The organism is Actinomyces sp. oral taxon 849 str. F0330 (assembly GCF_000239715.1).
In the GTDB taxonomy this organism is placed as follows: domain Bacteria; phylum Actinomycetota; class Actinomycetes; order Actinomycetales; family Actinomycetaceae; genus Actinomyces; species Actinomyces johnsonii.
Genome location: NZ_JH470409.1, coordinates 1 through 708, shown reverse-complemented (window position 1 = coordinate 708; position 708 = coordinate 1). Strand labels below are relative to the sequence as shown.

The window sequence follows — 708 nt, the reverse complement described above, 5'->3', positions numbered from 1 at the left end:
TCGGCGGCAGGCGGCGGCCTCGCGGCGCAGCGAGTCCAGCGTGTGCTGGACGACGCCGGGCATCGCCTCCACGGGGCGGGGGAGTCGATGCCCTCGCGCACGAACACCGGCAGGATGAGGGCGGCCGGGTCCACGACGTGCTCGCGCGCCAGGCGTCGCATCGCCGGGGTGGTGCGCAGGCGACGGGGGCGGACCGCGGGGGCCTGCGGGGCGGGTACGGAGCGGCTCGACAGGAAGTCGTCGGCCGGTCGAAGGGCATCGGTCATGAGGTGCTCCTGGTGGTTGGCAGTCTCTCCGCGGAGTTTCCGGAGAATCGTTGGAATGACGGGGAATGCGTGAGGCTTGCTGGTGATGTGGAGGTTTGAACGGCGCTGATGACGGCCTGGAGGAGTCCCTCAGGCGTGGGGGAGGAGGCGATGGCGGCGACCGGCAGGCCCAGCTCGCGGGCGGCGGCCGCGGTGGTGGCACCGATGGCCACGAGCCGGGTGTCGGGCGGAGGGGAGCCGAGCAGCTCCAGGACGGCGCGCGTCGTGGACGGGGCGGTGAGCACGACAGCATCTACGCCGCCGGTGGCCCAGGTGCGGGCCAGACCCGGCGGAAGGTCGGACGCGTCGGCGGTGGTGGTCGTGTAGGCGGCCACCTGCTCCACCTCCCAGCCCGCCCGGCACAGGCCATCGGCCAGCGCGGGATCGGCCAAGGACGATGCCG

Annotated in this window: 1 protein-coding gene and 1 pseudogene; both read right to left on the bottom strand. The window is 73.7% G+C overall.

Features of this window, described 5'->3' with window-relative positions:
- Nucleotides 1-266 (bottom strand): annotated as a pseudogene (locus HMPREF0975_RS14390) (porphobilinogen synthase); the annotation flags it as partial.
- A partial coding sequence (locus HMPREF0975_RS14385) for a uroporphyrinogen-III synthase (protein WP_009234972.1) occupies nucleotides 263-708 on the bottom strand: 446 nt, incomplete at its 5' end. The gene HMPREF0975_RS14385 and the pseudogene HMPREF0975_RS14390, both read right to left, overlap by 4 nt.